The 21,292-nt window shown below is 62.6% G+C and carries 17 protein-coding genes; 14 read left to right on the top strand and 3 right to left on the bottom strand.

The window, feature by feature from the left end; all coding sequences use genetic code 11:
- Window positions 1-135 precede the first annotated feature (135 nt).
- Together LVJ94_04350 and LVJ94_04345 are read left to right on the top strand one after the other, a co-directional pair.
- A complete protein-coding gene (locus LVJ94_04350) occupies window positions 136-1,140 on the top strand; it encodes a LacI family transcriptional regulator (protein WXB06474.1) in 1,005 nt (334 codons plus the stop codon).
- Window positions 1,141-1,182: 42 nt separating this feature from the next.
- A complete protein-coding gene (locus tag LVJ94_04345; protein WXB06473.1) occupies window positions 1,183-1,683 on the top strand; it encodes a hypothetical protein in 501 nt (166 codons plus the stop codon).
- Here the strand turns inward: LVJ94_04345 and LVJ94_04340 are convergent.
- Window positions 1,668-2,222: a hypothetical protein gene (locus LVJ94_04340; GenBank protein WXB06472.1), complete on the bottom strand. Its 555-nt coding sequence runs from the start codon at window positions 2,220-2,222 to the stop codon at window positions 1,668-1,670. The genes LVJ94_04345 and LVJ94_04340 overlap by 16 nt on opposite strands.
- 121 nt (window positions 2,223-2,343) lie before the next feature.
- Between LVJ94_04340 and LVJ94_04335 the strand changes: the two genes are divergently transcribed.
- From LVJ94_04335 to LVJ94_04320, 4 genes are all read left to right on the top strand, one after another.
- Window positions 2,344-3,705, top strand: coding sequence for a hypothetical protein (locus LVJ94_04335; GenBank protein ID WXB06471.1), 1,362 nt, complete (start codon window positions 2,344-2,346; stop codon window positions 3,703-3,705).
- A 185-nt stretch (window positions 3,706-3,890) separates the two neighbouring features.
- The gene (locus LVJ94_04330; protein ID WXB06470.1) at window positions 3,891-4,667 is read left to right on the top strand and encodes a sugar ABC transporter permease; all 777 of its coding nucleotides are present in this window, start codon (window positions 3,891-3,893) and stop codon (window positions 4,665-4,667) included.
- Entirely contained in the window at window positions 4,664-5,548 is an 885-nt protein-coding gene (locus LVJ94_04325) for a carbohydrate ABC transporter permease (GenBank protein WXB06469.1), read from the top strand. Before LVJ94_04330 ends, LVJ94_04325 begins: the two co-directional genes overlap by 4 nt.
- A 7-nt stretch (window positions 5,549-5,555) precedes the next feature.
- Window positions 5,556-7,160, top strand: coding sequence for a glycoside hydrolase family 13 protein (locus LVJ94_04320; GenBank protein ID WXB06468.1), 1,605 nt, complete (start codon window positions 5,556-5,558; stop codon window positions 7,158-7,160).
- Window positions 7,161-7,525: 365 nt separating this feature from the next.
- On the opposite strand, the gene LVJ94_04315 is transcribed toward LVJ94_04320, so the two are convergent.
- Complete coding sequence (locus tag LVJ94_04315) at window positions 7,526-8,974, bottom strand: hypothetical protein (protein WXB06467.1); 1,449 nt, start codon at window positions 8,972-8,974, stop codon at window positions 7,526-7,528.
- A 368-nt stretch (window positions 8,975-9,342) separates the two neighbouring features.
- Between LVJ94_04315 and LVJ94_04310 the strand changes: the two genes are divergently transcribed.
- The 5 genes from LVJ94_04310 to LVJ94_04290 are packed head-to-tail and all read left to right on the top strand — an operon-like array spanning window position 9,343 to window position 15,035.
- On the top strand, window positions 9,343-10,686 hold the full coding sequence (locus tag LVJ94_04310; GenBank protein ID WXB06466.1) for a sugar ABC transporter substrate-binding protein: 1,344 nt from the start codon (window positions 9,343-9,345) through the stop codon (window positions 10,684-10,686).
- Window positions 10,683-11,564, top strand: a complete 882-nt coding sequence (locus LVJ94_04305) for a sugar ABC transporter permease (protein WXB06465.1) — start codon at window positions 10,683-10,685, stop codon at window positions 11,562-11,564. Before LVJ94_04310 ends, LVJ94_04305 begins: the two co-directional genes overlap by 4 nt.
- On the top strand, window positions 11,561-12,394 hold the full coding sequence (locus tag LVJ94_04300; protein ID WXB06464.1) for a carbohydrate ABC transporter permease: 834 nt from the start codon (window positions 11,561-11,563) through the stop codon (window positions 12,392-12,394). The genes LVJ94_04305 and LVJ94_04300 overlap by 4 nt, the downstream gene beginning before the upstream one ends.
- Before the next feature lie 57 nt (window positions 12,395-12,451).
- Window positions 12,452-13,537, top strand: coding sequence for an ABC transporter ATP-binding protein (locus LVJ94_04295; protein WXB06463.1), 1,086 nt, complete (start codon window positions 12,452-12,454; stop codon window positions 13,535-13,537).
- A gap of 16 nt (window positions 13,538-13,553) precedes the next feature.
- Entirely contained in the window at window positions 13,554-15,035 is a 1,482-nt protein-coding gene (locus LVJ94_04290) for a mannitol dehydrogenase family protein (protein WXB06462.1), read from the top strand.
- A 172-nt stretch (window positions 15,036-15,207) separates the two neighbouring features.
- Here LVJ94_04290 and LVJ94_04285 read toward each other — a convergent pair whose 3' ends face one another.
- Window positions 15,208-17,235: a hypothetical protein gene (locus LVJ94_04285; protein ID WXB06461.1), complete on the bottom strand. Its 2,028-nt coding sequence runs from the start codon at window positions 17,233-17,235 to the stop codon at window positions 15,208-15,210.
- A gap of 356 nt (window positions 17,236-17,591) precedes the next feature.
- On the opposite strand from LVJ94_04285, the gene LVJ94_04280 reads away from it, so the two are divergent.
- From LVJ94_04280 to LVJ94_04270, 3 genes are all read left to right on the top strand, one after another.
- Window positions 17,592-19,055, top strand: coding sequence for an OprO/OprP family phosphate-selective porin (locus tag LVJ94_04280; GenBank protein WXB06460.1), 1,464 nt, complete (start codon window positions 17,592-17,594; stop codon window positions 19,053-19,055).
- A gap of 344 nt (window positions 19,056-19,399) precedes the next feature.
- On the top strand, window positions 19,400-19,855 hold the full coding sequence (locus LVJ94_04275; GenBank protein ID WXB06459.1) for a hypothetical protein: 456 nt from the start codon (window positions 19,400-19,402) through the stop codon (window positions 19,853-19,855).
- A complete protein-coding gene (locus LVJ94_04270) occupies window positions 19,842-21,278 on the top strand; it encodes a hypothetical protein (protein ID WXB06458.1) in 1,437 nt (478 codons plus the stop codon). The genes LVJ94_04275 and LVJ94_04270 overlap by 14 nt, the downstream gene beginning before the upstream one ends.
- Window positions 21,279-21,292 lie beyond the last annotated feature (14 nt).

Below are 21,292 nucleotides of genomic sequence, written 5' to 3'. Positions count from 1 at the left end.
TGGTAGTGGGCATGGCGAGCACTCTCCCGGAGCGGCTCAGCCACGGACGATGATGACGGACATTGTTGCGGTGCGCCAGACCAATGACGTCGTCTATGCAAATTATTTGCACGATTATGCGGTAGAATTGCACACATGACGCGCAGGCTTGCGGAAGTGGCAAAGTACGTGGGGGTAAGCGAGGCAACGGTGAGCCGTGTTCTCAACGGCAAACCGGGCATCTCGGATCCCACGCGCACGGCGGTGTTAACCGCGCTGGACGTGCTGGGTTACGAGCGGCCGGTCAAACTTCGCGGCGAACGGGCCCGCCTGGTCGGCCTGGTGTTGCCGGAGCTGCAGAACCCGATTTTCCCGGCATTCGCAGAGGCGGTGGCGGGCGCGCTGGCGCGGCGAGGTTTCACGCCCGTGCTGTGCACGCGCACCACGGACGGAGTGACCGAGAGCGACTACGTCGATATGTTGCTCGAGCAACATGTATCCGGCGTCATCTTCGCGGGCGGCAACTACGCGCAAGGGGACGCGGATCATGGTCACTACCAGCGCATGCTCGAGCGCGGGCTGCCGGCCATCCTGATCAACGCGGGTATCGATGGCTTGGGCTTCTCGCACATCTCGGCGGACGACGCCGTCGCCGTCGAGCAGGCGTACAAGCACCTCACGTCGCTGGGCCACACGAAGATCGGCTTGATCCTCGGCCCCCCGGACCACGTTCCCTCGCAGCGCAAACACGACGCCTTCGTTCGCCACGCCGGCCGCGCGGCGCTGGTGGAGCGCACCATCTTCTCGATGGAGGGCGGACATGCGGCGGCCGCGCGCCTCGTGGAGCTGGGTGCCACCGGTCTCATTTGCGCGAGCGACGTGCTGGCGCTGGGGGCGATCCGAGGGGTCCGCCGGGCGGGGCTCTCGGTGCCGCAAGACATTTCCGTCGTGGGATACGACGACTCCTCGATGATGACGTGCACCGATCCGCCGCTCACCACGATCCGCCAGCCCATCGAGGCGATGGGCCAAGCCGCCGTCACCTTGCTGGCCGGCGAGATCGGCGGCGGTGCGGTGCAAGCGGACGAGCTCTTGTTCGAACCGGAGCTCGTGGTGCGCGGCTCGACGGGCATTCGCGCACCGTCCACTTCGAAGCGCTGAGCCCCCTGCGCCGAGGGAACGGTGCATGCAATCTCGCGCACCATGACCCTCCAGCGCATGGCCGATGACACGCTTCAAGGCAGTATTGCCGGCCTGATCGCCACCGTCCCCATGACACTCGCGATGAAGCTTTTGCATCGCAGGCTTCCTCTGCACGAGCAGCATCCGCTACCACCGCGCCGGATCACGATGAGGGTGCTCGCCATGCTCGGGTGGAGTCCGCCCCGCGTGCCTTTTGCGCGAAAGGCGCTCACCTTGGTCGCGCACTTCTCGTACGGCGCGGCCGCGGGCACCGTCTATCGCCATGCCAATCGGCACACACTGCATTCTGGACCGGGCACCGGCGTCGTCTATGGCCTCACTGTGTGGGCCGGCAGCTACTTGGGCCTCTTGCCCGCGCTTGGCCTGCTCACGCCGGCGACGCGGCACAGCCCCCGCCGCACCGCGCTCATGATCGCCTCGCACGTCGTCTGGGGATGGGCCCTGGGGGAGGTCACCCGCCGCATGGATGGACTACCTCACGCCCATCACGCAGAAACGTGATCGTGCACCGGTGCGCCCGCGATGCGGGCCACGGTTGCCAGGAGACCGGGCACCACACGGGCGAGGTGGGCTACATCGGAGTGCTCCTCGGGATCGGTGTCGGCGGTGACGAAGGTGAGAAGCCGCACCGTCCGCGCGAAGTGCCGCGGCTCGAGGATGCGCGCGAGGGAAAGGAGCACCGCCACGCAGGCGACGTCCTTGATGTGCGCGCCGATCACCACGGGGTCCTGAGCAAGCTCGGTGCCCGGCAGAATCGCCTCGATGTCGCGAATTCCCTCGATGCCGTGCGGGTAGTGCGTCATCGCGCGATGGGCTCGCCGCAGCACACTCGCGACGTGTTCGAGCGCTGCGGGCACGTCGTCATCTCGGGAGAGCGCCAGCACATCGGCATCGATCCAAGACTGAATCTCTCGCTCGGGCGCGAGCCCGCGGTACGCTGACGCAGGCATGCCGCCATGCGTCGCAGTCCAACAGGGCGGATCGCTCGCGGGAAACGATTCGGCCAGGGCCTCGTCAATCAGCGCGTCATCCGTGTTCATGCCCGAGCGCGAGCGAAAGGCGTGCCGGACGCGCGATCTTGTTTTTGCAACAATCTATAGACTTTTTGCACGACCGCACTTTTAATGACGACTTGGCAGCAGGGACGTGAAGGAGTGGGCCATGAATCGAGGAACGTTCGGCAAGGTAGCCGTCAGCGGGCTCGTTGCATTCGCCGCGAGCATCGTGGCGCTGGTCACCGGCTGTAGCAAGGAGAAGGCGGCCGCTTCCGAAAGCGTGACCACCAGCATCACGGTCAATGCACTGCCGCCCGAAACGGAGACGTTCCTCCGGCAGCAGTTCCTCGACGACGTGAAGTCCTTCGAGGCGAAGAACGCGGGCATCAAGATCGACGCGCGCGAAGGAAAGATGGATCCGCGCACGTTCACCACGAAGCTGGCCGGCGGGCAGCTCGAGGACGTCTTCTACGTCTACTTCACCGATCCGGCGAACCTCATCGCGAAGAAACAGGTCGCGGAGATCACGCCGTACCTGAAGGACTTCCCCTCCGTGGCCCAAATACGGCCCGAGTTGATGAAGGTCTTCAGCGCCGGCGGCAAAGTCTACGGATTGCCGTGGACCAATTATTCGATGGGATTGCTCTACAACCGAACCTTGTTCACCAAAGCCGGGCTCGATCCGAACAATCCCCCGAAAACATGGCCGGACGTGCGCACGGCCGCCAAGAAGATCGCCGCGCTCGGCGACGGTGTCGTGGGTTACGGCGACTACAGCAAGAGCAACACCGGCGGCTGGCACTTCACCGCCGAAATCTATTCCATCGGGGGCGACGTCGCCGTGAAGGACGGCGAGACCTGGAAAGCCGCCTTCAACGACGACAAAGGGAAGCAGGTTCTCCAGCAGCTGAAGGACATGCGCTGGACGGACAACGCGATGGGGCAGCGTCAGTTCCTCGAGTGGGCCGATCTGCTGCAGATGATGGCCTCGGGCAAGCTCGGCATGTACATCGCCACGTCGGACAACATTCCCGTCATGGTGAGCCAATTCAAAGGCAACTACGACGACTATGGCCTCGCCCCCATGCCCGGCGGCAAGGCCACACTCGCCGGCGGTGAAGGCTTCATGTTCAACGCGAAGGCGACGCCGGAGAAGATCAAGGCCGGGTTGAAGTGGCTCTTGTTCAAGTACGACAACCCGGAGCGGTTCGACGAGCAACAGAAACAAGAAGCGACCGCCAAGCGGCCCGTGGGCCTGCCCGAGCCTGCCCTTTGGGTGGGAGACGCGGCCAAGAAATACACGGCCGCCGTCACGGCGTATGCCAACTTGCCGGCGGGCAACTATGCGCCGTTCAACGCGGGCTCGGGCGGTGTGCAGCTCAAACTGGAGCCGCCGTTGGCCCAACAGATCTACGCGGTACTCGATACGGCCATGGCCAAAGTGCTCACGGATCAGAACGCCGACATCGGCGCGCTCTTGGCCGATGCGGAGAAGCAAGCCAACGTGATCCTGGCCACGGTCAAGTGAGCACCGCCGCGCGATCGCGAAGCCACGATGTGGATGCTGGGCCGGATTTGGCGGGTGCGCGACTAATGGCCAAACGGGCCACGAGGCGAAAGCGCCGGGCCTCGGACAACGGCTTGGCCTACGGTTTCATGGCCCCAGCCATAACCTGCTTCGCTATCTTCTCCTGGTATCCCTTGGTGCGCGGGGTGATTCTGAGTTTCCAGCAGGTCAACTTCGTCAGCGATCCGGAGTGGGTGGGCTTTGCGAATTTTTCCGCCATCTTCCACGACCCCCTGTTTTGGACGGCGTGGTGGAACACCGTGACGTTCACCGGCATTGCGCTGGCCTTCGGCTACGTGGTGCCCTTCTTTCTCGCGGTGGTGGTGAACGAGATGCGCCACTTCAAGGGCTACTTCCGCGTGGCGGTGTACCTGCCGGTGATGCTTCCACCGCTGGTGGTGGTGCTCCTCTGGCAATACTTCTACGATCCGGGCAACGGCCTATTCAACACGGTCTTGCGCGGGCTGCACCTGCCCGAATCGCAATGGACGCAGTCGCCCCGCATGGCCATGCTCTCGCTGGTGCTCGTGTCGACGTGGGCCAACATGGGCACGGCGACCATCATGTATTTGGCCGCGCTGCAGAACATTCCCGGCGAGCTTTACGAGGCCGCGGAGATGGAAGGGGCCAATGTTTGGCAGCGCCTCTGGCACGTCACCATTCCGCACATGCGGTTCATTCTGGCCGTGCTGTTGATGCTGCAGATCGTGGCGACCATGCAGGTGTTCATCGAGCCATTCCAACTTACCGGAACGACCAATCCGGACACCATCACGGTGATGGTGCTCATTTACCGGTACGCCTTCACGGTGAATCACGATTTTGGAATGGCCGCGGCCATGAGTGTGCTTCTCTTTTTGGTGCTGGGGGCGTTCTCGGTGGCGTACATCCGGTTGGTCTCTCGCGAGGGGATGCGGGCATGAGCGAAACGCGATCGCTTTTCTCGGATGCGCAGCTCCGGCGCGGACGCGCGCGGTGGATCTATTTCCTCGTACTCACCTTGCTCACCTTGCTGTTCGCGGCCGTCTTTCTATTTCCCATGTACTGGATGGTGATTGGCTCCTTGAAGGACCCGGCCGAGCTCGCGCGGCCGATTCCCACGTGGATCCCGGAGAGCTTCCATCCCGAGGTGTACGTCCAAGCGTGGAACGAGCTCAATATCGGGCGGTTCTTTCTGAATACGGCGTTTTATGCCGTCGGGGCGTGGCTCATGCAGCTCGTCGTCGATGTCACGGCGGCGTATGCGCTGTCGAAGCTCCGCCCCGTGCTGGGGAATGTCGTGCTCGGCGCCATGCTCGCCACCTTGCTCCTGCCGACGGCCGCGCTGCTCGTCCCCGCGTACCTCACCGTCAGCGACGTACCTCTGTTCCATGTGAATCTGCTGGATACACCGTGGGCGCTATGGCTTCCGTCGGCGGCGAATGCCTTCAACATTTATGTGCTGAAGCAATTCTTCGATCAGATCCCCGACGAGCTTCTGGACGCCGCGCGCATGGATGGCGCCGGCAGCCTGCGCATTCTGGTGAGCATCGTCCTGCCGCTCTCGAGGCCGGTGCTCGCGGTCGTTTCGATCTTCGCGGTCATCGCCATGTGGAAGGATTTTCTATGGCCGCTCCTTGTCTTGCAGGAGCCGCGTACGCAGACACTCAGTGTGGCGCTCAGTCGACTGTCGGCCACGGGGCGGGTCCCGCTGACCGAAGTGATGGCGGGGTTGGTGATTGCGAGCGTACCGATGATTGCGGCCTTCTTGGTATTCCAGCGCAGCATTCTCAAAGGCCTCACTGCGGGCGGCCTAAAAGGCTAGGACATCGATGAGCAAAATGTGGTGGCGCGACGCCGTCATTTATCAGGTCTATCCGCGCAGCTTCGCCGACGGCAACGGCGACGGTGTGGGCGATCTCGAGGGTATTCGCTCGAAGCTTTCCTATCTTCGGTGGCTCGGCATCGATGCGATTTGGTTCAATCCTTGGTACGCCTCCCCCATGGCCGACGCCGGTTATGACGTGGCCGATTACCGCGCCATCGATCCGCTCTTCGGGACCCTGGCCGAAGCCGAGGCGCTCATCGCGGAAGCGCACGAGCTGGGTATCCGCATCATCGTGGACGTGGTGCCCAATCACGTGTCGCGCGAACATCCGTGGTTTCGCGCGGCGTTGGCCGCCACGCCGGGCTCACCCGAGCGGGAGCGCTTTTGGTTCCGCAAAGGACGCGGCGCGGAGGGTGAGCTCCCGCCGACGAATTGGATATCGCAGTTCGGCGGCGGCACGTGGACCCGGGTCGGCGATGGTCAATGGTATTTGCACCTCTTCGATTCGGCGCAGCCCGATTTGAATTGGGAGCACCCCGACGTGCGCACCGAGTTCGAATCGGTGTTGCGATTCTGGTTCGACCGCGGCGTGGACGGCATCCGCGTCGATTCGGCCGCGTTGCTCACCAAGGATCCGAAGCTGCCCGAGGTGAATGGCGCGGGCATACACCCGTTCACCGATCGGGACGATGTGCACGATATTTATCGGGCGTGGCGGCGCATCGCCGATTCGTACGACGGCGACCGGGCGCTCATCGGCGAAGTGTGGTTGGCCGACAAGCAGCGGTTTGCCAATTATCTGCGACCGGATGAATTGCATTCGGCGTTCAATTTCGATTTCTTGTGCTGCCCGTGGGACGCGGCGCGCCTCCGGGCGATCATTTCGGACACCTTGGCATCGCACGCTCCGGTGGACGCGCCCACGACGTGGGTGCTCTCGAACCACGATGTCACCCGCCACGTCACCCGGTACGGGCGAAAGGATACGTCGTTCAGTTTCGCAACGCGGCGCCATGACACGCCGGTCGATCTGCCCTTGGGGCACCAGCGCGCGCGCGCGGCGGTGCTGCTGACCCTCGCGCTTCCGGGCGCGGCCTACCTTTACCAAGGCGAGGAGTTGGGCCTTTGGGAAGTGGAAGACATTCACCCGGAGCTGCGGCAAGATCCGATGTGGCACCGCACCGGCAATGTGGATCCGGGGCGCGACGGCTGCCGCGTTCCCCTGCCCTGGGCCGGAGATGCACCTCCTTTCGGATTCAGTCCGTCCGAGACGAAGGCGCCATGGCTTCCGCAACCGGCCACCTGGAAAGCGCACACCGTGGAACTCCAAATGGGCGATCCATCGTCGATGCTGGAGCTTTACCGCACGGCCCTGCGCCTCCGTCGCTCCCTTCCGCAATTGGGCGACGGTCCCATGAATTGGCTCGACACGAGCGAACGGGTTCTCGCGTTCACCCGGCCGAGTGACGGGGACCGCGCATTCGCGTGCGTGCTCAATCTGTCGGAGCGCGCGATCCGACTGCCACCACACCACCGCCTCTTGCTGGCGAGTGGGCCCTTGTCCGGCGACAATTTGCCGCCGGACACGGCGGTGTGGCTGCAGGTGTAAGCTGGCAGGCCACTCTGGTCCAGAGTGCATTCTGGACCATGACCATCCAGTGCCTATACTTTCTAGCCATGAAGCAGCTGACAGTTGCGCAGGTCGACCAGAATTTCGCAGCGGCGGCTCGGGAAGCGGAGCAGGAGCCGATTGAGATAACCCGACATGGGCATGGCGTCCTGGTCTTGCTCTCCAGCGAAGAGTTCAAACGCCTCATAGTTATCGAACCGCCGAGACAACGTTCGTGTCGAGCGCATACAAGGATTAACGATGCTCTTCGAATTGATGGAACGCCTGTTTGCATCCCAATACTTGGCGTCTTGGCGGTTCAAATACCTCAGGGGCTCACGATGTGAACCCATCGAGGGACATGTTCAACGCGAGGGGCGATGGCCTCTGCGGCGCGGCGGTTGGTCGATCATCGATTCGGCCTCGAAGGCGGAGAAGTCGCTCGGTGCGATGCCTTCGGGGATGGGGACGTCCATCCATTGGAAGATGTGGGTATAGGCTTCGCGGGCCTGCTCCGGTGGAAGAAGCCCAATGTGCGCGCCGTGGGTGCCTTGGGGCACGACGTAGCGGTAACTATCGTTTTTCTCGCGTACCGTGAAGGCTCCCGACGACCACGGGTCTTCCTCTCCGTAGACGAAGAGCATGCGCTCGGCGGCAAAGTGCACCCAAGCGGCCACCGCGGGCATGCTCGAATAACGGAATCGTAGATGGACGCCGAGGGGCGCAAGCTCGGCATAGTCGCAGCGGAATCCCGGGGTCAAGAGCGGTCCCAGATGCGCAGTGTCGCACTCGGGTCCCCCGAGCTCCGTGGCTCCTTGGTAATAGTACGCGGCAACTTGGTCGAGCGACGCATCGCCGTACGCCCCAATCATGCCCACACGATCGAGAAAGCCATAGAGCTCGTCGCTCGTGGCGCCGGCCGACGGAACGAGCGGGCAGGCAGGCCGCCCCATGTATTGCCAGAACGTGAACGCGAGATCGCTGACGGTCCAATCGAGCCCCTTGTGAATGCCCAGGTGCTCGTACCCATCGCCACGGGCCGCGGCTTCTTCGGCCAGGCGCGCCTCGAACTCCGGGCGCCGTCGCAACACTTCCGTCTGAACGGCCCGAACCTTGTCGCGACACTCGGCACTGCCCACGTTCTGGAGAAACGAAGCGTAGCGCTCGTCGGTGGGTCCGAAGCTATTCGGCGCGACGTATGGCACGGTGACATCGACGTCACGGGGATAGAAAAATCGATGATAGACGGCGGTCATCCCGCCTTTGCTGGCGCCCGTCGAGAGCCACTTCTTTTTGAACAACGGACGCAATGCTTCCACGATCCGGTGTTCGTCCGAGGCTGCCTGGAAGATATCGAGTTTTTTCCAATCCACCGAATCGGGCGTCGATGGGCCGAAGAAGCGATGCTCCAGCATCAGCTGATTGGCATTCAACATTCCCGCCGGTTCCGAGAGATACAAAGGCGGTAGCCCATATCCGGAGGTGAGGATCACCATCGGGGCGTCGTACGATCGGAAAAGAAGTCTTACCCGCTCGGTAAACGTCGCTCCCCGCGGGCGGTAGTGGTCCACCGGCTGGCGAAATTGCAGCACGAAGGCGCGCGTATTGGGGTAGCGCGAGACCTCTTCCTTCACCTCGACGACGTTCTGCAGGTTCTGCAGCTCCGTAAGGATATCGCCATACTGGCGCGTTCCGTCGACGGCTTGAACGGCCGAAACCTCGTCGCCCTGCGAGGAGGTCGTACCGTTGTCAATCGAACAGCCACTGACCAACAAGAGCAAGCTTGCACACCAACGAATGCCAAACGTCGCCATGGAAGAGCCTCACTTCGAAGAAAAGCTGCGAAGTCTTCTTCGTATGGTCTCACCCGAACTATTTCAATTATCTAAATCGACGTCGTAGCAACACTGGCGCGGACCATTCGGCACTCGCCGGAATTTGTTGCCTCCGTAGCACACGGGCGGGTGACGCCGAACAGCGGGGCACCTGACCGTCGAGCTCGTGAACGGCCATGCGGTCGACAAATGTGCTCTGCCCCCGGGCCGGTGGCCGCAAATGCCCGACCGGAAGTGTCCCGATGGTGCGCATCGCATCGAATGCCGCATTGCGTAATCGGCAAATGCATCCGTGGCGGGTGAGAAAGCCGCGCAAACGTTTGCGGAAGCCTATATCGTTCAAAGTCATGGCGCGAACGACCCGATGGACCGCGGTTGCGACGATGGCCACGACGATGCTGATCGCCGGATCGGCGCACGCCGATGCCACCCTCACGATCGGCACCGTCAACAACGCCGACATGGTGCGCATGCAAGCCCTGTCGAGCGAATACGAGAAGACGCATCCCGGAGTGCACCTCAATTGGGTCGTCCTCGAAGAGAACACCTTGCGGCAACGCCTCACGACGGACATCGCCACGCACGGTGGCCAGTTCGACGTGATGACCATCGGCGCCTACGAGGCTCCGCTCTGGGGTGCGCAGCAATGGCTGAAGCCCCTGGACAACCTCCCCGCCGATTACGACGTGAATGACCTCTTCCCCAACGTGCGCGAGCAGCTCACCGTCGACGGCCACCTCTACGCGGTGCCGTTCTACGCCGAGGCGTCGATCACCTTCTACCGCAAGGACCTCTTCGCCGCCCGCGGGCTCACCATGCCCGAGCAGCCCACGTGGCAGCAGATTCGCGAATTTGCAACCAAGCTGCATGACCCCAGCCATGGCGTTTACGGCGTGTGCTTGCGCGGCAAGGCCGGCTGGGGCGAAAACATGGCGCTGCTCGGCACCATCGTGAACAGCTACGGCGGCCGCTGGTTCGACCCCGGGTGGAAGCCGCAGCTCGACACGCCGCCGTGGCACGAGGCGGTGAAGTTCTACATCGATCTTCTCTCGCACTACGGCCCGCCGGGGCCGAGCGACAATGGATTCAACGAGAACCTCGCGCTCTTCGCCGCAGGCCGATGCGGCATGTGGATCGACGCCAGCGTGGCCGGCGGCACCCTGGTCAACCCGAAGGAAAGCACGGTCGCCGACAAAGTCGGATTCACCCGCGCCCCCAAGCAGACGACCGATCGCGGCTCGTCGTGGCTCTGGGTGTGGTCGCTCGCGATTCCGGCGAGCACCCGCCAATTCAACGAGGCCCGCGACTTCATCCTGTGGGCAACCTCGCGCCCGTACCTGCAGCGCGTGGGCGAGCGTTACGGCCTCTCGAGCACGCCGCCGGGCACGCGCCTCTCCACCTACGACACAGCGGCGTACATGAACACGGCGCCCTTCGCCAAGGTCACCTTCGACTCGCTCAAGGCCGTCGATCCAGCGCACCCCACGTTGCTTCCGGTCCCGTACAAAGGCATTCAGCTCGTCTCCATTCCCGAATTTCAAGCCGTGGCCACCTTGGTGGGCCGGCTCATCGCCGGAGCGCTGACCGGACGCGGTCAGGTCGACCAAGTGCTCCATACCTGTCAAAACGCCGTCGAGCGCACGATGAAGCGCGCCGGCTATTACCAGCCAAACAAGGCAGAGCAACCATGAGCTCGAAAGCAAAAACGCAGGTCGAACGCCTCCTGGCGCAACCGGCCACCTTGATGCTGTTCGCCTGGATGATCGTCCCCCTGGCGATGACCGTGTATTTCTCGGTGCAGTACTTCAATCTGCTCTACCCGAACAAATCGTCGTTCGTGGGCGTAGAGAACTTTGCCTACTTCTTCACCTACCCCAGCTTCTGGACCAGCATCCTCAACACCATGCTGCTGGTGGGCTTCGTGCTCCTCGTCACAGTCGTGGGCGGGGTTCTCATCAGCGTGCTCGTCGACGACCATTTTCCCGGTCAGGGCATCGTGCGCATGCTGCTCATCTCGCCCTTCTTCGTGATGCCCACGGTGGCCGCGCTCACGTGGAAGAACCTGCTCATGAATCCGGTGTCCGGCTTTTTCGCGTGGATTGCGACGTCGCTGGGCATGACGCCGGTCAACTGGTTTGCCGATTGGCCGCTCTTGTCGGTCATCATGGTGGTGGCCTGGGAATGGCTGCCCTTTGCCATTTTGATCTTCGTCACCGCGCTGCAATCGATGGATCGCGAGCAAAAAGAAGCAGCCCAGATGGACGGCGCCAAGGCGTGGGACATCTTTTGGCACCTCACCCTGCCCCACCTGCGCCGGCCGATTGCCGTCGTGATCATGGTGGAGGCCATCTTTTTGCTGAACGTGTTCGCCGAGATCTTCGTCACCACCAACGGTGGCCCGGGCGATGCGACCACCAATGTGCCATTCTTGGTGTACACGCAGGCGCTGTTGGAGTTCGACGTGGGGGCGGCGTCCGCCGGCGGCTTGTTCGCGGTCGTCTTGGCCAACCTCGTATCCATTTTCCTGGTTCGTCTGATCGGCAAATCCTTGACCGCGGGTGCACGATGAGTACGGCGAAGTCGCGCAAACGACTCTGGCGCAACCTCCGCACCGTCGCGGCGTGGGCGGTGGGGTTCGCCATGTTTTTCCCCATCCTATGGATGCTGCTCACCAGCTTCAAAACGGAGCTGGACGCCTTCTCCATGCCGCCGAGCTTCCTCTTCGCGCCCACCTTGGAGAATTACGCGACGATTTTGGAGCGCGCGAATTACATGCACTACGCATGGAATTCCATCGTCACCGCGGGCGGTGCCACCGTTCTCGGCATGGTGGTCGCCGTGCCGGCGGCGTATGCGTTCGCGTACCACCCGACGAAGCGCACCCGCGGGACCTTGCTGTGGATGCTCTCGACGAAGATGCTTCCCAGCGTCGGCGTCTTGGTGCCCATTTACCTGATTGCGCGTGATTTGAACTTGCTCGATTCGCGCACGGCGCTGGTGCTCGTCTTCGCGCTGGTGAATCTGCCCATCATGGTGTGGATGATTTACACCTATTTCCGCGACATCCCCATGGACATCCTCGAGGCGGCGCGGATGGACGGCGCGAACACGTGGAAGATCATGATGCACGTGCTGCTTCCCGTGAGCCGCGGCGGGCTCGCCTCCACCGCGCTTCTCTGCCTCATTCTGTCGTGGAACGAGTCGTTCTGGTCGCTCAATTTGACCACCAGTCAAGCGGCGCCGCTTTCCGCGTTGGTCGCATCGTTCTCCAGCCCCGAAGGGCTCTTTTGGGCAAAGCTCTCCGCGGTCTCGACGCTCGCCTGCGCACCGATTCTCGTGTTGGGCTGGCTCTCGCAAAAGCAGCTGGTTCGCGGTCTCACGTTTGGCGCCGTGAAATAACGTCACCCTCCCCCCTCGGGGGGGAGGGCCGGGGTGGGGGGGAAGAAGGGGACTGGAATGGCACGATTGGAAATTCGTTCGCTGCGGAAACGATTCGACGAGGTCGACGTCATCAAAGGGGTCGATCTCGAGGTGGAAGATCGCGAATTCTGTGTGTTCCTCGGCCCCTCGGGGTGCGGAAAGTCGACCTTGCTGCGGCTCATTGCCGGGCTGGAAGACGTCGACGAGGGGCACCTGCTTCTCGACGGTGGAGACATCACCGATTTACCGGCGGTCAATCGAAATTTGGCGATGGTCTTCCAGTCGTATGCGCTGTACCCGCACATGACGGTGCGCGAGAACATGTCGTTCGCGCTCAAGCTGGCCAAGGCCGAGCCGGACGTCATCGCGAAGAAGGTCGAGCGTGCGGCGAGGATTCTCGCGCTGGAGCCGCTGCTCGATCGCAAGCCGGCGGCACTCTCGGGCGGCCAGAGGCAGCGCGTGGCCATCGGGCGCGCGATCGTGCGCGAGCCGCGCATCTTCCTGTTCGACGAGCCGCTCTCCAACCTGGACGCTGCGCTTCGCGTGCAGATGCGCCTGGAGATCGCGCGCCTGCACCAGGAGCTCAAGGCAACGACCATTTACGTGACGCACGACCAGGTCGAGGCGATGACCTTGGCCGACAAGGTCGTCATCTTCAACGCGGGCCGCATCGAACAAGTGGGCTCGCCGCTCGAATTGTACCGCCGCCCGGCGAACCGCTTCGTGGCCAGCTTCCTCGGCATGCCGCAGATGACCTTTCTCGATGTGGCCATGAGCGACGGCGCCCAGCGTTTGGCCAATGGACAAGCGCTGGAGCTGTCGGAACGGGGAATGCCCAAGAGCTTCACCCTCGGCGTGCGCCCCGAACAGCTCGTCTTTTGCGAGCCGTCGGAAAACGGCGGCGGCGTGAAGCTCGAAGGGCGCCTGGCGGTGGTCGAACGCCTCGGCAGCGACACCTGTGCGTACGTGCACGTGGAAAAGCTGGGTACGCTCACCGTGAAGACGGACGGCGAGTATGCCGGGCGCGCCGGCGCCTCGGTGTGCCTGCGGCTCGACCCGGCGCGCTGTCATGTCTTCGACGCCAAGGGCGAGGCGGTCTACCATCCGTCGGACCGAGCTTGAGAGAAAGGGTACTCGAATGGCAGCGCTAAATCGTCGAACCTTGGCGGCATTGCCGCCCGCCGTCGTTGGGCCGAAGTACGATCGCACCGCGGTCCGCGCAGGCATCGCGCACATCGGCGTGGGGGCCTTCCACCGCGCACACCTGGCCATCTACACGGACCGCTGTTTGACCCACGCGGGGCAGAACGCGTGGGGCATCTTGGGGATCAATCTGCTCCCGCACGATCGCCCGCTGGCCGAGGCCTTCGCCGCGCAGGATGGCCTCTACAGCGTGACGGAAATGGCGCCGGACGGCACGCGGACGAGCCTCGTACTCGGCGTCATGGTCGACTACCTCTACGCGCCCGACGGTCCCGAGGCCGTGCTCGCACGCCTCGCCGATCCGGCCATCCGCATCGTCTCGCTGACCATCACCGAGGGCGGGTACCTGCTCGACGAGCAAGGCCGCTTCAAGCTGGACGATCCCACCGTGGTGCACGATCTCGCGCATCGCGATGCGCCGCACGGCGTGTTCGGCTTTCTCATTGGCGCGCTCGCACGGCGCCGCCAAAATGGGATTCCGCCCTTCACGGTGATGTCGTGCGACAACCTGCGGCACAATGGCGACCAAGCCCGGCGCGCGTGCCTTGCGTACGCGAAAGCGTACGATCCGGCGCTCGCCGCATGGATGGAGACCGACGTCGACTTTCCCAATGCGATGGTCGACCGCATCACGCCCGCCACCGACGCGGCACGCCGCACGGAGCTGAACGCCCTCACCGGATTGGACGACCGCGCGCCGGTCATCTGCGAGGACTTCATCCAGTGGGTGCTCGAGGACAAGTTCCGTCACGGGCGCCCCGCCTGGGAAAACGTGGGCGTGCAAATCGTCGACGATGTCACGCCGTACGAGGAGGCCAAGATCCGCCTGCTCAATGGGGCACACCAGATGCTCTCGTACCCGGCGTTCCTCGCCGGCTTGCGCGGGGTCGACGAAGCGCTGCGCGATCCGCTGTTCCACGATTACCTTCGCGACTTCTTGGCCAACGATTCCGCGGTGTGGCTGAAGTCCCTCCCGGGCATGGAGCTGGCCAGCTACCAGCGCCTGCTCTTGGAGCGATTCGGCAACCGGGCCATCGCCGATCGGCTCGATCGCCTTTGCCTCGATGGCGGCCCGAAGATTCCGGGCTTCCTGGTACCCACGCTGGACGCGTGCCTCTCGCAAGGACGCGACGCGCGGCGCATCGCGTTCCTGCTGGCGTGCTACGACCGCTACATCAAAGTCCGCAAGGACGACAACGGCGAAAGCTACCCGCTGCGCGAGCCCAACGCGATGCGCCTCCTGCAGCCGATCATCGACAGCCCCTCGCCCATGACCCTTTTGGAGTGCGAAGAGCTCGTCGGCACGCGCGCCTCGAAAGACGCGCGTTTCGTGGCGCAATACTTGGCATTGCGAAAGCAACTCGACGAGCAAGGCGTGCGCAAAACGCTCACCGCCCTGCCCGCCCTCACGGTCTAAATCACCGTCACCCGGAGAAGAGGAAACCGCCAGGACGCCAGGGTCGCCAGGTGAACCAACAATAAACCCTCATTATTTGGTTTATTGCCGTTTCACTCGGTACCCCTGGCGACCCTGGCGTCCTGGCGGTTTTCTCCTTCCTATTCGAAAACCGTGCCCGCGCGTTTAGGGCTTACCAGCCCGAGTTGGTGCCGACTTTGTTGAAGAACGAATCGGGGGCTCCGCCACGGTCGAGGGCTCCTTTGGTGGAGCCTGCGACCGAGACGTTGTCGAACGTCACGCTTCCGCGGGTGGCGTTGTCGAGGATCTCGATGCCGTAGGTGCCCGCCTTGGTGATTGTGATGTTCTTCAAGATCACGTTGGTGAACTTTGCCTTGTCGGCCGCGGCGAGGAGGTCCGGATGGTACTTTTCGCCGGGGGGAACGTAGGCCGTGCCAAACCCGCGGAACTCGATGCCGGCATAGAGCGGCTCGATGATGTCCACGTTTTCCACGAGGATGTCGGTCACGTCGCCCTCGCGCAGGTACAGTTTGAGCGCGCCGTGGCGCCATGGCTTGTCGGTGTTCTCGAAGAACATTTCACCGCCCGCGCGGAGCAGTGAAATGTTCTTGAACGTGGTCTGCCCCGGTCCAAACGGATACGACGAGAACTCGTTGTCGATCAGGATGCCCGGGTACGTGAGAACATCCTCGCAGGTATTGTCCTCGAAGTGGTTGTCGTACCCGCCATAGTTGGCAAAACAATTCGCACGCCAGGGCATCTGCACCGACACGTGGCGAATCGTATTTCCGTGCCCTACGCCTTGGTCCGGTGAATTGCGCGACTCGGGGCGAATGAAGTCCGGCCCAATTTGGTACGACTTGTCCCGTACCCATTTGGTCCATTTGATCGACCAAATGGCGGTCGCATCGTCCCCCGTGTTGCGGAAGTGGGATTCTTCCACCAGCGAATTGGACGTACCATTGTCCAAATTGATACCGTCGGCGTACGTGTTGCGCACGCGAACGTGGCGCACGGTCAGGTTCTGCGTGGGGGCATCTTGGTACGGCGGATCGTTGCCCACCCAAATACCGGCAACCTCGTGCTCGATCCAAAGGTTCTCCAGCACCGACCCATTGCCCAGCGGGCCTACGAAGGCCTTCTGCGGGCCGGCCGTCTCCTCGTTGCGCGCCTTGGCCTCGCCAAAGATGGCGAAGTCGCGATAGTTGCATTTCGTATTGGCGCCCACACAGAAGAACATCCACTTCGGGCCCTTGAAGACGGTGTGCCAAATACCGGCACCACGGATCTCCGTGCCCGGGTTGTCGAGCCCCAGGTTGCCGCCGTCGAGCTTCTGCGCCAAGTACTCGCCGGGCGGAAACCAGAGCTTCGGCGCCTGCTTCAGCGCATTGGCGACATCGTTCGCGTGATCCTTTCCGTCATTCGGCTGTATGCCAAATTCCGTCACGGAGCGGAATCCTTCGGGCATGCCCAGCGGCGGTGCGACCTCCTCGAAGTCGACGAGATCGATGACGTAGAACGCCGCGGTATCCTGCGCATCGCGTTGCAGCTTCACCTCTGCGCCGGCGGGGATCTCGTCGAGCAGTGCATGCGCCTCGTCGAAGAAGGTGTGCGGCTGCTCCGCGGGCTTGTCGACGATCGAGTCACCAATGAGACCGCCTTTGTACGACCAAGCGTAGCGCGAGGTGAGCGCCAGCGACTTCACGCGCACACCGTTCACGTACACACCGAGCGTCGCATCGATACCGCCGCCCTCCGGGGCATCGGGAATCGAGAAGCGGACCACGATGGAGTTGGCCTTCGCGGTGGTGCGGAAGGACACGTAGTCCCCTGTCTTGTCCAGGCGAACGGCCTTGCGCCCGATGGCCTCGGCTTCGATATGCTTCGCGTCCCACTTGACCCGGCTCGGCCCGAGGACGGTCGCATTCGTCGTTCCATCCTCCGCTTGGTGCTCGATCCACGGGGCCGACCACCCCCGACCGGGAGGAAAGGGCGACGAGCCCGGGCTCGCGTCGCCGACATTCACATCGGCCACGCCGCTGTCATTCCCATTGCCCGGCGAGCCTTTGTTTCCATCGTCGTCCGAGCTGCACGCGCCGCCCTGCGTAACCAGCGCGGTCGCGCCCAGCGCCATGACCACGCGCCATGCAGGATTGCGCGTGAGCGTTCGTGTGAGGCTTGCTCGTCTTGCATCTCCCATGCGTACGCCTGCCTTCCGGTTGGGGGCCAAATTTGCCCACATGTAGATTTATTGCACAAAATCAGTCGCCATTTTGCGCTCAATGATGACGTTTGTCATCCATTTATGTCGGATGGGATCGCTTCCACGGCGGAGCGGCATTGGCGCTCGGAAGGTGAGAACGGGCGCCCGATGTCCATTCGATGCGTGTCGCGTCGATATCAAAGTGACGACTTTGAAATCACCAGGGTGAATCGTTCGCGCCCAAACGGATTCGATCGAATTTCGACAATCCCACATGCCAATGGGCGATGCGAACGCCACGCGAAACATGCGAAGGTGCCTATACCAACCTAATTCATCACGAGGAGCGACGCATGAAGATCGGTTATCCCGTCATCGCCGCCGTCGTATTATTTTCGCGCGTAGCAGCAGCAGAATCCGTATCGGGTGCGCCAGCCTCTCTCGCCGGATATCGCAATGGGTCATTCACCCTGCGCGATGAAAAAGAGAATTTCGTGATCAGTCCTTCTGGTTTTTTCCAGATGGATCATCTCAGTTACTGGGGCCCCGGCATCGGCGACACGGCCCTCAAGCCCACATTTGCCTTCCGGCGTGTGCGGCTGTCGCTGGCTGGGCAATTCTTGAAACGCTGGGATTTTCGCATCGAGTTCGAAATGGGCCGAACGGCCCTCGACAACACGAGCGGCCGCGCCGACGAGCCGGTGGCCGCTCCTCCGGGCGTGCAGCCCACGCCGGCGACCGCGCAATATGCTCCCGCGCAAACCGTGAAAACGCATGCGCAGCTCGCGGTCATGTTTCTCAATTACAAAATAGCTCCCGCATTGAACATCCGAATCGGCCAGCTGCCGCCGGGCTTCACCATGGAGCAGATGACCCTACCGCAGTACTACCCTTTCATGGAGAAGGCGCTCGCCACCCGGGTCATGGGGCAGCAAGTTTACTATGCGGTGGATCCCGAGATCAACGTGTGGGGAGTTCTCGGCAACGACCTGCTCACGTATTACGTGGCCTACGGCAATGGCGCCGGCGTAAACCGCCTCAACACCGATGGGCGCGGAGACATTTCGGCCCGCGTCTACGCCCGGCCGTTCTCGGGGCGCACCGACCTGGGGCCCATGAGGGAGCTCCAATTCGGCGGGAGCGTCATCTACGGCTCGCGCGATCCTCTTTGGACGTATTACGATTACAATCCCATGACCACGGGCGCCAATTATCTATTCTGGCGGCCGACGTATACGAATTCCATCGTGGGACGCACCGTGCACGTCATCCCTGCGCACGATCAATGGGGCCTGGCGGCCGAGTTGCGCGTACCGGTCGACCGCTTCGATTTCCAGGGCGAGTTCGTCTACCTGGACAATGGCACCCGCGAGGTCGTCGAGGGGTATCAGAATCAAGACCCCACCGCGGCCCCAGGTACGCTCGGCTTCGGGCGCATGCGCGGCATGGGGTATTACATCTTCGGCGGTGTGTGGCTGTTCGGCCCGCGCACCCCGAGCAAGGACCACGCGAACACGGATGGCGCCCTGCAACTGATGCTGCGCTGGGAGCAGATGAATCTCAAGTACGAGGGGTACAGCCGCACCTCGTCGACCACGTCCACGGGTGCGCCCGCGTTTACGGGCAAAGGGCCGTACGACGGTAATATTCGCGTGAATGCGCTCACGTACGGCGCTCACTATTGGGCAACGAAGCACATTCGTGTGAGCGGACAATGGACCACGTATGTCTTTCCCGAGGTGGCGATACCCACCAGCCCACTCGCGCCGCGTCACACGCTGCACGAGCTGATGTTTCGCGGGCAAGTTTACTTTTGACGCCACCATCTGGCGCATCGGGCAGCACGGGCCGTCACGAGATCCCTTCGTAAGCTGGAAGGGATCCATTTGGCGGCCGTGTTTTTTCGCACGAGCGGGCGCGCTGCGCGGAATAAGAGCGACCGTCGGTAAGAACCGGCGATGGTTTGTCGTATCTATTTTTAAATAGGTCATATTGCTTCTCGATCCGTCGACGGGAGAGAGCGCATGTTTGTCGTCATTTCTACGATGATGGCGCGCTGACTCCATCGAATGGATATATCGCGTCAGCGAATGCGAGTTTCCCGCCAAATGAACCACTTGGACCCAAACGTCACATTGGAAAGATTTCCGAGGAGAACACAGTGAGGACCACCGGACGATTGCTCCGAGCCACCCAAGGCGCCATTGCCGTGGAGTTCGTGATCGCCTTCATGCCCATGGCCCTCGCGTTCTTTTCCTTCACGCAACTGGGTTACGCGTACACGGCGGGCATCGTCATGCGGCACGCCGCGACGGTCACCGCACGTTATGCATCCGTGACGCAGGGCAAATGCATGCCGGGTAGTCCCGCATCCGACCTGCCCGCCGCGGCAAAGGCGGCGCTGGGACCGTGGTCGTCGAAGATCGAGGTCCAGAGCGTGGAAGCATCGTACTCGGGCGCAGGACCGTACGGCCCGCTGCCGGCGACCTTGCGATTTGCATACACGTGCAATGTGCCGCTGGGAAAGAACATCGTCTGCAACGGCGGAAAGCTGCAGAAAGAAATCCGCGTGACCCTCCCGCATCACGGAGCGCCCTACAGCCATGCTTGCGAGTGAAACCCGAATCGGAAACGCGTCCCTGAAGGACGATCAGCGCGGTGCCATCATGGTCATGGGCCTGTTCATGGCCCTGTCGCTGGTGGCCTCGCTCTGGTTCTTGATCGGCATTGGCCAGGCCATCATCTTCCGCGATCGCGGGCAAGAAGCCGCCGATGCCATGGCGTTCTCCGTCGCGGCCGTGGACGCGCGGGGGATGGACCTCATCGCGGTCATCAACATCATCATGATGGCGCTGGTGGGCATTTACCTGCTCATTCAAATCGTGGCCGACGCCATGATGGCCTCGATCATTTTCGAACCCGAGGGGATCAGCGTCGATCGGTTCAACACCAACGTCGTGCAGAACGGTGTGCTGACCGTCGCGCTGCCGGTTCTCGGCGCAAGCCAGGCGGTCATTGCCGTGGCAACCCCGTGGGTCGGTACCTTGATGATCGCCCCCGAGGTCGCGTCGCACTATCAAGGATTCGAGAACAGCGGGCCATTCCCCGCGTTCGGACTGCAAAATATACCCGGAGCTGGATTCTCCACGGGCAAGGCGGTGGTCAAGAACAAGTCCAGAGCCAAGAAGAATGCCAAGGAACGCGAGGGCGAGGAGCCGCTCTCGCCGGAGAAGCAAGCGGAGCGCGATCGCGAAGACAAGATGAAGGATGTCAACGACGTTGCCGGAACGATCCGTCTCGGGTTGCCCGTGGCCTTCGAGCCGAACAAGACGTTGTGCGTCCGCGCCATGATCTTCGTGCCCGATCTCATTGCGGATTTGCTGCATCTTCCCGATCCGGTGAAGTGGGCCATCGATTTGGTCATTGGCACGGTGGCCGGTATCTACGCCGACCGCGCCTGCAGCAAGAGGCCATTCGATTGGCCTGGCCCCAAGAAGATGGCCGGAAGCAATGGCGGCGCGCAGATGCAAGTCTACGGATTCGCGAACGGCCAATTCGCCGACAAGTGGGAGCGCAAGGTCAAATTGGGCGGCGCGCGATCGATCTGGGGTGGCGGCGACGGCGGGTCGAAGGAGTACGCCTACAACGCCCAGGCCGAGTTCTTCTACGAGTGCAAAGGGTACTTCTTCGAACGCGACTGCAACGGCCAATCCATTGCCGGCACCGGCGTCGGACGCGAGCATGCGCTCTACTCGATTGGCTGGAAAGCCCGGCTGATGAAGTATAAGAGCCCCGCGCAGCTTCTGTTCGAGAACCTGGTCGGTGGCACGCAAACGGCGGTCCTCGGTCTGGCCTTCGACGGGCTCGAGGCCGGCCTGAAGGGCATCGGCGCACCCGACAAGCTCGCAACGGCGGTCACCAAGCAGGCACGCAACGCCTTCGACAGGTCGGACTTCGCCAACAAGGAACTGCCGAAGGCGACCAACGCGATCAAGAACGCGGGCAAGGAAATCCTCGACGATGCCGAGAACTACCACTGATCATCCGGAGAATG

Source organism: Sorangiineae bacterium MSr11367, assembly GCA_037157805.1.
GTDB classification, from domain to species: domain Bacteria; phylum Myxococcota_A; class Polyangia; order Polyangiales; family Polyangiaceae; genus Pendulispora; species Pendulispora rubella.
Note: the sequence above shows the minus strand (reverse complement) of the source record. Positions and strands in the feature narration are given on the sequence as shown.

Bases quoted from the DNA above. Each gene is read 5' to 3' on its own strand.
- LVJ94_04350 (WXB06474.1), top strand. From the start codon at position 136: ATGACGCGCAGGCTTGCGGAAGTGGCAAAGTACGTGGGGGTAAGCGAG.
- LVJ94_04345 (WXB06473.1), top strand. From the start codon at position 1,183: ATGACCCTCCAGCGCATGGCCGATGACACGCTTCAAGGCAGTATTGCC.
- LVJ94_04340 (WXB06472.1), bottom strand. From the start codon at position 2,222: ATGAACACGGATGACGCGCTGATTGACGAGGCCCTGGCCGAATCGTTT.
- LVJ94_04335 (WXB06471.1), top strand. From the start codon at position 2,344: ATGAATCGAGGAACGTTCGGCAAGGTAGCCGTCAGCGGGCTCGTTGCA.
- LVJ94_04325 (WXB06469.1), top strand. From the start codon at position 4,664: ATGAGCGAAACGCGATCGCTTTTCTCGGATGCGCAGCTCCGGCGCGGA.
- LVJ94_04320 (WXB06468.1), top strand. From the start codon at position 5,556: ATGAGCAAAATGTGGTGGCGCGACGCCGTCATTTATCAGGTCTATCCG.
- LVJ94_04315 (WXB06467.1), bottom strand. From the start codon at position 8,974: ATGGCGACGTTTGGCATTCGTTGGTGTGCAAGCTTGCTCTTGTTGGTC.
- LVJ94_04310 (WXB06466.1), top strand. From the start codon at position 9,343: ATGGCGCGAACGACCCGATGGACCGCGGTTGCGACGATGGCCACGACG.
- LVJ94_04305 (WXB06465.1), top strand. From the start codon at position 10,683: ATGAGCTCGAAAGCAAAAACGCAGGTCGAACGCCTCCTGGCGCAACCG.
- LVJ94_04300 (WXB06464.1), top strand. From the start codon at position 11,561: ATGAGTACGGCGAAGTCGCGCAAACGACTCTGGCGCAACCTCCGCACC.
- LVJ94_04295 (WXB06463.1), top strand. From the start codon at position 12,452: ATGGCACGATTGGAAATTCGTTCGCTGCGGAAACGATTCGACGAGGTC.
- LVJ94_04290 (WXB06462.1), top strand. From the start codon at position 13,554: ATGGCAGCGCTAAATCGTCGAACCTTGGCGGCATTGCCGCCCGCCGTC.
- LVJ94_04285 (WXB06461.1), bottom strand. From the start codon at position 17,235: ATGGGAGATGCAAGACGAGCAAGCCTCACACGAACGCTCACGCGCAAT.
- LVJ94_04280 (WXB06460.1), top strand. From the start codon at position 17,592: ATGAAGATCGGTTATCCCGTCATCGCCGCCGTCGTATTATTTTCGCGC.
- LVJ94_04270 (WXB06458.1), top strand. From the start codon at position 19,842: ATGCTTGCGAGTGAAACCCGAATCGGAAACGCGTCCCTGAAGGACGAT.